Consider the following 10024-nt stretch of genomic DNA (forward strand, 5'->3'; position numbering starts at 1 on the left):
TCCGATAAAACGCACACGCCGAATAAGCACCGAGCCGAGACGCGAAAAAGCGAAACGACCGGCACGAACCGGAAGTGGTGTTTCAAGGGATTGGCCGCTCCGGGGCCGTCCGCGCAGATGCGTGTCCGGTGCTCCATGACAGGCAGCTCGAAGAACACTAGACCTCTGGAGTGGCCGAGTCAAGCACGGCAAGCGAATTTTCGGTGCCGCCCTCGGTGCCCTCCGTCCCCTCGTCCGCCGGCAGCTGGAAGGCCAGGACGGCGACGTCGTCGTCGTGCTCCGAGGTCACGCCCATCGCCCGGAGGAGCCGGGCGCAGATCACCTCGGGGGCGCCGACCGCGCCGGTGAGGGTGCGGGCCAGCAGGTCGAGGCCCTGGTCGATGTCCTCGTCGCGGCGCTCCACCAGTCCGTCCGTATAGAGGACGCCGGTGGTGCCGGGGAGCAGCCGCAGGGTGTGGGAGACGTGCAGGCCGTCCCCGGTGCCGAGCGGGGGGCCGTTCTGTTCCTCGCTGCGCAGGATGGTGCCGTCGGGGCAGCGCAGCAGCATGGGGAGGTGGCCGGCCGAGGCGTAGGAGAGGGTGCGGCGGCTCGGGTCCCAGACGGCATAGGTGCAGGTGGCGATCTGGTTGGCGTCGATCTCCATGGCGAGGCCGTCGAGCAGGCGCATCACCTCGTGCGGGGGGAGGTCGAGGCGGGCGTAGGCGCGTACGGCCGTGCGGAGCTGGCCCATCACGGCGGCGGCCCGCAGGCCCCGGCCCATGACGTCGCCGATGACGAGTGCCGTGCGGCCGCCGTCGATGGCGATGACGTCGTACCAGTCGCCGCCGACCGCGGCCTCGGCGCCGCCCGGCTGGTAGGTGGCGGCGACCCGCAGGTCGGCGGGCTGGTCGAGCTTCTGCGGGAGCAGGCTGCGCTGGAGGGTGACGGCGGCCTCGCGCTGGCGGCGTTCGGCTTCACGCAGGCGGGCGGCGGCGAGCACCTGGTCGGTGACCTCGGCCGCGAAGATCAGGACGCCGGCGGGCGGGCCCTCGGCGGGGGTGTCGCCGGTGTCGCCCGGGCCGAGCGGGACGCAGGAGACGTTGTAGTAGCGGTTGCCGGTGAGCCCGAGGATGCAGCGCGCCTTGACGCTGCGGGGCCGGCCGCCGCGGATGACCTGGTCCATCAGGGGCAGGACGCCCATGGTGCCGAGTTCGGGGAGGGCCTCCCCCGCGGGCAGGCCGGTGGGGCGTTCGCCGAAGAGTTCGCGGTAGGCCCGGTTGGCGTAGCCGAGCTGGTGGAGCGGGCCGTAGGTGACGGCGACCGGGGCGGGGATGCGGTTGAGCACCTCGCGCAGGTTCTGGGGTTTGTGGGGGTCGAGGAGTTCGGCGGTGGCGGCGGGGCTGGTGGGGTCCCGGGGGCCGGGGACGACGATGCCGTCGGTGGAGGGCGTGCCCTCGTCGGTGCCGGCCCCGTTGGGTGGGGCGGCACGCCAGGGGACTCCGGTGATCCGCGCGCTCCAGCGCATGAGGTTCAAACGACGGCCGCTTCCTCGTTTTCCAGGCATATCATCACTTTTTGTGTGCACAGCAACACATGGGGTAATGACCAGTTCGGGCTGATCCTGTCAGGCGGAGGCCCGGTTCCGGAAGTCGCGCGCCCGGCGTGGCCGTCGGTTGGGCTCCGGACCCCGGACGGCGGGGTCGCTCATCGGGGGGCCTCCGGCCCGGCACCGGACGGCCGCTCCGGCCCGGAATCGAAACCGCCCTCGAAGGACGAACGCGGGTGCGCCATCGCCCCGAGCGAGACCACCTCGCGGGAGAACACCCCGCCGAGCACCCAGTCCATCAGCACCCGGACTCGTCGCTCCGCGCTCGGCAGCCGCCGCAGGTGGCGGGCCCGGTGCAGCCACCACGCCCGCCGTCCGGTGAGCCGGCCGCCGCGCCGGGTGTGGGCGACGGCCCGGTGCAGCCCGAGCGAGGTGGAACAGGCGGCCGGCCCGGGGCGGTACTCGACCAGGCCCGGTGCGTGCGGCCCGCCGGCCAGCGCGACCGCGATGTTGCGGGCGAGCAGCTCGGCCTGGGCGAAAGCGTGCTGGGCGTTGGGCGCGCAGGGGGCGCCGTCCGCGTTCGGATCGGGTACGGCGGCGCAGTCACCGGCCGCCCAGACCCCGGGCAGCGCCCGCCCGTCCGGGCCGACCGCCTGGAGGGTGGCCAGGCAGCGGACCCGGCCGGCCGTGTCCAGCGGTAGGTCGGTGTCGCGCAGCAGCGGCGAGGGCCGGACGCCCGCCGTCCAGACCAGGGTGCGGGCACCGAAGCGGCTGCCGTCGGAGAGCGCGGCGACCCCGCCGGCGGCGGACTCCAGGGTGGTGCGCAGGCGGATGTCGACGCCGCGTTCGCGCAGCTGGCCGAGGGTGTGCTCGGCGAGGTCGGAGGACTCCTCGGCGAGGATCCGGTCGCCGGACTCGACCAGCACCCAGCGCAGGTCCTCGGCGCGGACGTTGTGGTAGCTCCGCACGGCGGTGCGGGCCATATCCTCCAGTTCGGCGAGCGCGCCGACGCCCGCGTAGCCGGCGCCGACGAAGACGAAGGTGAGCGCGGACTGCCGCAGGGCCGGGTCGCGGGTGGCGGAGGCGAGGTCGAGCTGTTCCAGCACGTGGTTGCGCAGGTGCACCGCCTCGCCGACGGTGGAGAAGCCGAGCCCGTGCTCGGCCAGGCCCGGTACCGGGGCGGTGCGGGAGACCGATCCCGGGGCCACCACCAGGACGTCGTAAGGGAGTTCGAGCGGCGCCGGGGTCTCGCCGGGGCTCGCGGCGTCGGCCAGGGCGCGGCGGGCGGCGTGTTCGATCCGGGTGATCCGGGCGGTCACCACCCGGCAGTGCGGCAGGGCCCCGCGCAGTGGGACGACCACGTGCCGGGGGTCGATCGAGCCGGCCGCGACCTCGGCCAGCAGCGGGTGGTAGGTGGAGTACGCCTGGGGCTCGACCACGGTGATCTCCACCTCGCCGCGCCGCAGCTGTTCCCGCAGGCCGCGCTGGAGGTGGAGCGCGGTGGCCATCCCGGCGCAGCCGCCGCCGACGATCAGGATCCTGATGGTGCACCTCCAGCCGGTGTGACGATTCGTCCCGGCCTCGCGGCCGGGGGTGTCCCCCCATCACGCCCCCCTATGAAGGACCGTCGGAGGTGGTCTTGTCCACAGTCCGTACGGGGCTGGTTGCGACGGAAGTGACGGGCGTGGCCAGTTGTGCTTCCCGGGCGACTTTCTGACGCACTTTCGGCTTCGAAGAGCCGTGAACTATGGTCGGATTGTGTGCCGGAGCGGCCACCGCCATGACAACCGGCGGCGACGCACCGTGGAGCGGCCACTACGGCCAGTTCCAGCGTTGGCGCGAGATCCCGACTGGGGGAGAGTCATCCGGGGAAGGGTAGTTCCCGGACGAGGCCCCGGTCGGTGCCGACGCGCCGAGCCGGACCCCGAGGCGGTTCGGCGGCACGACCGTGGTCACCGGAACGCGACGGGCGGCACGAGCAATGGGTCATCTGGTCACTTCTGACGGGCTGGGCTGCACCGGGGGGTGCAGGGGCGGGCGACGACAGGGTCCGGTTTCGGACGCCTGCGGGGGAGAGTTGGGATGATGGAACAGAAGCAGGCATTGGGGCGGGCGAGCACACCGCACGCCGGACAGGGCATGGTCCCGGAGCAGCGCGGCCCGGTGGACCTGCCATCGGGCGGGATGTCGTACGCGGCCGTCCCGTACCGGGCGGAGTCCCCGCAGGCCACCGCGCCGGTGCCCGGGGCCCGGCTCCGGGTCGACGCCCGGCGGAACCTGGAGAGCGTGCTGCGCGCGGCCCGGGAGGTGTTCGGCGAGTTCGGCTACGGCGCTCCGATGGAGGAGGTGGCGCGCCGGGCCGGGGTCGGGGTCGGCACGGTCTACCGGCGTTTCCCGAGCAAGGAGGTGCTGGTCCAGCGGATCGCCGCCGAGGAGGTGGCCTGGCTGACCGCGCAGGCGCGGGAGTCGCTGTACGGCGGCGACGGCGCCTGGGAGGCACTGGCCGGCTACCTGGCCCGGGCGGTCGGCACCGGAGCCGGGCGGCTGCTGCCACCGGAGGCGTTCCGGTACGCGGAGGAGCTGGGCCGGGTGCCCGAGCAGCGGGCGGCGGAGGCGTCGGCGGCCGTCCGCTTCGACCTGCGCGGCGAGGAGGCGCGGTCCGGGGCACCGGTCGAGCCCTCGGCGGCGGACGCCGATCCGCGGCTGCTGCTGCAGCTGTTGGCCGCCCTGGTGGCGCGGGCCGGTGCGGCGGGTGAGCTGCGGCCGGGCGTCACGGTGTCGGACGTGGTGCTGGTGCTGACCGCGTCGGTGCCGGTGCACGCGGCGCGGCCCTCGATCACGGCGCCGCCGTCGGCCGGGTTCACGGCGGTCGGCCCGCAGCCCGACGGTCAGCCGGCTCCGGGGCCGTCGGACCGGCTGCTGCAGCTCCTGTTGGACGGTCTGCGGGCCCGCTGACCCCGGCTCGGACCGCCCCGGGGAACGGGGCAGTGCCGGTCGCGTCGGTACAGGCACGGTCGACGCGCCCGACTTGCACGGGAGTTGGACGGGACACCGGCGCGCGGACAGGTAACGCGCGCCGGGTGCGGGCGTCGTGCGACCCCGCGCAACACGCTGGGAGAACACGACGCGACCGCCCCTCGGAAGAGTGGGTACCGGCCGGTCCGGCTACCGCCCACCCCTGCGCTATGCCATCCTTTGCCCGTGGTTGGAGCCAATGTCCCGATGCGCGCCCTTCGCGCGCCGTCGGCGCCGTACGCCGGGGAACCGTGCGCCTACGCACTCCCGCGCGCCCTGCCACACTACGGGGGCTGTCGTGGAATCTGGGGTCCGTTGTGAGCGCCGAGGAACAGAACGACTACGGGTACGGCCTCGACTTCGGGGGCTACTCCGGTAGCGCGGCCGAAGGTTCCGCCGCGGGCCTCGGCGGCACCGGCGCCGCCCAAGTACCCGGCGCCGCAGCCGGTTCGGGCTCGGCCTCCGGTTCGAGTCCCGGGTCCAGCCCCGGTTCGACCTCCGGTTCGAGTCCCGGACACGTCCCCGACCAGGCCGGGATGCCCAGCCGCGAGACGCTGTCCGCCGCCGCCGCGCTGCCGCCCGGCCGGGTGCCCGGCCAGGCTCCCGCCGGCCGCGGCCGCGTCGCCCCCGAGGCCTTCGTCGGCGACGGCCGGACCGCCCGGCCCACCGTCCCGGCCCCCGCCGACCCGGTCGACAGCGACCGCCCGCCCTCCGACGCCGAGTTGACCGCCCGGGTCCGGGCCGGCGACGACCGCGCGTACGAGGAGATCTACCTCCGGCACGCCGACTCGGTGCGCCGCTACGCCCGCACCTGCTGCCGGGACAGCTTCACCGCCGAGGACCTCGCCGGCGAGGTCTTCGCCCGCACCCTGCAAGCGCTCAAGGCGGGCAAGGGGCCCGAGTTCGCCGTCCGCGCCTACCTGCTGACCGCCGTGCGCAACGTCGCCGCCGCCTGGACCCGCAGCGAGCGGCGCGAACAACTCGTCGACGACTTCGGCGTGTTCGCCCAGACCTCGGCCGCCGTGGTCGACTACGACCTGGCCGACCCCGGCGCCGACGCCTGGGCGATGGCGATGGCCGACCAGCGGATGGTCATGCAGGCCTACGCCGAACTGCCCGAGGACGACCGGGTGGTGCTCTGGCACACCGAGGTCGAGCAGGAATCGCCCAAGACCGTCGCCGTGATGCTCGGCAAGACCGCCAACGCCACCGCCGTACAGGCCCACCGGGCCCGCGACCGGCTGGCCGCCGCCTTCCTCCAGGCCCACGTCTCCGGCAGCCAGGCCAGCAGCTGCGAGGCCTACGCCAACCGGCTCGGCGCGTACGCCCGCGGCTCACTGCGCAAGCGGGCCTCGGCCGAGGTCGGACGGCACCTCAAGGAGTGCGACCGCTGCACGGCGGCCTGCCTGGAACTCACCGAGATCAACACCGGCCTGCGCGCGCTGCTGCCCGGCGGCGTGCTGGTCTGGGTCGGGGTCGGCGGGTTCAGCGCCGTCGCGGCCGCCGTGGGCGGGGCCGCCGCCGTCGGCGGAGCGGCCGCGGCGGGTACGGCGGCCGCCGCGGCCGGGTCCTCGGGCACCTCCGCGGGAACGGCCGGGGCGGCCGGCGCCGCGGGTGCCTCCGGCGCGTCCGGCGGCGGCGCCGGCGCGGGTGCCGTGGCCGGCGAGGGCCTCGGCACCGCCGCCAAGGCCGGGATCGCCGCCGCCGTGGCGGTCGCGGCCGCCGCCGTGGCCGCGTACGCGCTGACCGGCTCGCCCGAGCCGAAGCCCCCGGCCGCCGCTCCCCCCGTCACCACCGCACCGGTCGCCCCCGCGCCGGTCGCCCCGGCCCCGGCGGCCCCCGCGTCCGCACCGCCCGCCCCGGCCCCCAGCAGCGCCGCCCCGGCGCCGGAGCCGCCCGCGGCCAGTCCGAGCGCCGCCCCCAGCCCCAGCCCCAAGCCCAGCGCCAGGGCGAGCCGGCCGCCGGCGGCCACCCGGGCACCGCGGAGCGAGCCGCCCGCGGTCACCCCCGAACCGCCCGCCGTCCCCACCCCGACCATCCCGCCGGTGCCGACGCCCGAGGTGCCCGTCGTCCCGACGCCGACCCTCCCGCCGGTGCCCGAACCGACCGTCCCCACGCCCACCCCGCCCGTGCCCAGCGACTACTGGGGCGACTCGCTGCCCGTGGTCAAGCCCGGCCGCCACCGGGCCCCGCCCGAGGGGCCGAGCATCCGGCAGCAGGGCAGCGACCGGTTCTGGCAGCGCGACGGCGGCTGGATCGGCGGCGAGTACCAGCGGCACGCCATCACCGTGCACGCGCCGGCCACCACGCTGATCGACCTCAACCGCAGCTGCACGTCCTTCGACGCGGTCGCCGGGGTGGACGACGCCACGCTCAGCCCCGGCGGGGTGGTCTTCACCGTCCAGTCGGGCGACGGCGGCACCCTGTGGCGCTCCCAGGTGCTCGCCGCCGGGGACGACGCGGTGCCGGTGCACGTGCCGCTCGCCGGGCAGAAGTCGATCCGGCTGGTGGTCACGCCGGCGAGCGGGATCTGGTCGGCGCTGAACGTCGCGGACTGGGCGCAGGCCCGGTTCCGGTGCACGTGACGGCGGGAAGGTGTGACGGCGTGAGAGGCGTGACGTTCGGGGTGTGAAAGGGCCCGGGGCCCGTTCCGGCTGGTTGCTCGGAACGGGCCCCGGGCCCTTTGTCACTCGGCTGCTGTGCGACGGGCGTCGGGTGACGGGCGACGCCTGGCACCGGGTGTCGGAGCACCGGAGCGCCGCTGCGTCAGATGGCGCAGGAGCCGTCCGCGCAGGCCTCCCCGGCCGGGGCGACCTGCACCGGTGCCGGACGGCGCTCGCCGATCTCGGCGGCGACCTGCTCCAGCACCTTGCGGAAGGTCTCGGCCTCCTGCCCGCCCTGGACCGCCCACTTGCCCTCGAACACGAAGGTCGGCACGGCCGTGATGCCCAGCTCGCGGGCCTCGGCCAGCTGCGCCCGGACCTCGGCGGTGCCCTCGTCGCCCGCCAGGTAGGCCGTCACCCGCTCGCGGTCCAGGCCCGCCGCGACGGCCACCTCGGCCAGCGCCGCGCGGTCACCGACGTCCACACCATCGGTGAAGTGCGCCTTGAGCAGCGCCTCCTTGAGCCGGCCCTGCACCTCCGCGCCGTACTCGGCCTCGGCGAGGTGCAGCAGGCGGTGGCCCAGGAAGGTGTTGGCGTGCAGGGCGGCGTCGAAGTCGTAGGTGATGCCCTCGGCCAGGCCCAGCTCGGCCACCCGCGCGTCCATCGCGACCGACTGCGGGCCGTAGCGCTCGGCCAGCCAGGCACGGTGCGGGCTCGCCGTCGCCGGAGCGTCGGGGACCAGCTGGTACGGGCGGTAGACGACCTCGACGGCCTCCTTGCCGGGGAAGTCCGCCAGGGCCTGCTCGAAGCGGCGCTTGCCGATGTAGCACCAGGGGCAGGCGATGTCGGACCAGATCTCGACCTTCATGATTCGGGGGGCTCCAAGGGGCGTCTCGTGGCGGATGTACGAGATAGGTGAACGATGAACCATCTCGGTACATTCCCGGCACCGCGCCCGGGGCCGCCGGGGCGGTCAGCCTTCGGCCCGCCCTCGGTCAGCCCTCGGCCGGCGCGGGGACCACCAGGACCGGGCAGGCCGCGTGGTGCACCACCGCCGAGCTCACCGAGCCCAGCAGCAGCCGGACGAAGCCGCCGTTGCCCCGGGTCCCGACCACCAGCGTGTGCTGCCGGGTCGACGCCTCCAGCAGCACCTCGATCACGTTGCCCAGCACCACGTGCAGCGACAGCTCCCCCTCGTACGGCCGGACCCGCTGCCGCAGCACCGTCCCCACCGCCCGGCGCAGCCCGTCCGCCATGCTCTCGACCAGCGTCTCCACGCTCTCCTGCACCAGCTCCGCCATGCCCGGCGGGTAGCCGGCCGGCGCCGGGTTCACCACGGCCAGCACGTACAGCGGAAGCCCGAACAGCTCCGCCTCCGTCATCGCCCGGTCCAGGGCCCAGAGCGAACCGTCCGACCCGTCGCAGGCCGCCAGCACCCCGGGCGGCCTGCCCGTCGGCGGCCGCCCCAGCACCGACAGCACCACGGGAACCTCCCGCCCCGGGCCCACACCGCCCACCGCACACGCTCCTCACCGCGGACACACAGCCCCGCCATCATCCCGCCCGGCCCGCTCCCCACCCGGCGACGCCGCGCCGAGCGGGAAGCGGGCCGGGGCGGGGCGGGGGCGGGGGCACCCCGGCGGCCCGTCCCGGGCGGGCCTCCGGGCGTCGCCGACACCTACGCCCACGCCACGGACGGAGCCCCGGCACGTCCGCGCCTGGTCGGCCAGTGGGATGGGGGCGAAGGGTGCGGGCCGTCAGCGGGCGCCCGCCGCCGCCCGGCGCTCGGGTGCGGGGCCGGGACGAGGGCCGAAGCGGCGGCCGGGGCCGAGGTCGCCGGAGCGGTGGCCAGGCTGGTCCGCCGGGCCGGGCCCGGCTGCTCGGCCGCGGACTCGGCGTGGCGGCCCGGGCGCTGCGGGGGTGGTGGACCGGGGCACGGGGGCCGGCGGGCAAGGGCGGAGGTCAGGGGGTGAGGTCCAGCCCCCGCCGTGGCGGCGGAAGGGGCGGGACGGGAGGTCGGGCCCACCGGCTTCTAGCGACCGCAGGCCCGGAACGGGCTCGGCCGAGACGGACGAGCGCGGCGGCAGGCAGACCAGGCGCTGATGAAGGGCCCCAGAGCCCCGGAGCAGCGGGCACGCGCGAGCGGGAACCGCACCGAGGGATCGCACGGGAAGGCGCGCGACGGGACGGGACGTCGACGAGGGTGACCGGGAGTCAGAGGGTCAAGGCCGGGGGTTGGGGATGGGCGAGGCCGGTCCAGCAGGCGCCATGGCGGCGGGGGGGGAGGGACGGGAGGTCGGGCCCACCGACTTCCGGTGACCGCGCAGGCCCGGAACGGGCTCGGCCGAGACGGACGGGTCCGCAGCGGCTGGCAAACCGGGCGCAGAAGAAGGCCCCAGGTCGGCGGGCACGGGCATGGGCGAGTGGGGACCGCACCGAGGGGATCACACTGAGTGGGGGCCGTGCACCGGAAGTCGGAGCAGCCGACTTCCGGTGCACGGGAAGGCGCGCGACGGGACGGGACATCGGCCAGGGTGACCGGAGGTCAGGGCGTCAGGGCCGGGGCCTGGGGAGGCCGGTCCAGCAGGCGCCGTGGCGGCAGAAGGAGCGGGACGGGAGGTCGGGCCGACCGACTTTCTGGTGACCACGCAGGCCCGGAATGGGCTCGGCCGAGACGGACGGGTCCGCAGCGACAGGCAGACCGGGGGCAGGAGAAGGGCCCCGGGGCGGCGGGCACGGGCATGGGCAAGTGGGGACCTCACCGAAGGGACCGTGCGGGGTAGGGGCCGGGGGGGGGGGGGGGGGGGGGGGGGGGGGGGGGGGGGGGGGGGGGGGGGGGGGGGGGGGGGGGGGGGGGGGGGGGGGGGGGGGGGGGGGGGGG

5 protein-coding genes and 1 pseudogene are annotated in these 10024 nt (G+C 76.0%); 2 read left to right on the forward strand and 4 right to left on the reverse strand.

Annotated elements, in window-relative coordinates:
- Positions 1-220: 220 nt before the first annotated feature.
- Positions 221-1513, reverse strand: a pseudogene (locus ACZ4W5_RS37200) (SpoIIE family protein phosphatase); the annotation flags it as partial.
- A 170-nt stretch (positions 1514-1683) separates the two neighbouring features.
- On the reverse strand, positions 1684-3033 hold the full coding sequence (locus tag ACZ4W5_RS37205; RefSeq protein WP_465659605.1) for an NAD(P)/FAD-dependent oxidoreductase: 1350 nt from the start codon (positions 3031-3033) through the stop codon (positions 1684-1686).
- 574 nt (positions 3034-3607) lie between these two features.
- On the opposite strand from ACZ4W5_RS37205, the gene ACZ4W5_RS37210 reads away from it, so the two are divergent.
- Both ACZ4W5_RS37210 and ACZ4W5_RS37215 read left to right on the forward strand, forming a co-directional pair.
- Positions 3608-4480: a TetR/AcrR family transcriptional regulator gene (locus ACZ4W5_RS37210; protein WP_465659607.1), complete on the forward strand. Its 873-nt coding sequence runs from the start codon at positions 3608-3610 to the stop codon at positions 4478-4480.
- Positions 4481-4857: 377 nt separating this feature from the next.
- The gene (locus tag ACZ4W5_RS37215; protein ID WP_465659609.1) at positions 4858-7125 is read left to right on the forward strand and encodes a sigma-70 family RNA polymerase sigma factor; all 2268 of its coding nucleotides are present in this window, start codon (positions 4858-4860) and stop codon (positions 7123-7125) included.
- A 181-nt stretch (positions 7126-7306) separates the two neighbouring features.
- Here ACZ4W5_RS37215 and ACZ4W5_RS37220 read toward each other — a convergent pair whose 3' ends face one another.
- Complete coding sequence (locus ACZ4W5_RS37220; RefSeq protein WP_465659611.1) at positions 7307-8011, reverse strand: DsbA family oxidoreductase; 705 nt, start codon at positions 8009-8011, stop codon at positions 7307-7309.
- A gap of 127 nt (positions 8012-8138) precedes the next feature.
- Positions 8139-8660: a universal stress protein gene (locus ACZ4W5_RS37225; RefSeq protein ID WP_465659613.1), complete on the reverse strand. Its 522-nt coding sequence runs from the start codon at positions 8658-8660 to the stop codon at positions 8139-8141.
- Positions 8661-10024: the final 1364 nt, after the last annotated feature.

It is taken from the genome of Kitasatospora sp. NPDC029367, from assembly GCF_055569135.1.

Coding starts and splice junctions, on each gene's coding strand:
- ACZ4W5_RS37205 (WP_465659605.1), bottom strand. CDS start 3,033: ATGGCCACCGCGCTCCACCTCCAGCGCGGCCTGCGGGAACAGCTGCGG.
- ACZ4W5_RS37220 (WP_465659611.1), bottom strand. CDS start 8,011: ATGAAGGTCGAGATCTGGTCCGACATCGCCTGCCCCTGGTGCTACATC.
- ACZ4W5_RS37210 (WP_465659607.1), top strand. CDS start 3,608: ATGATGGAACAGAAGCAGGCATTGGGGCGGGCGAGCACACCGCACGCC.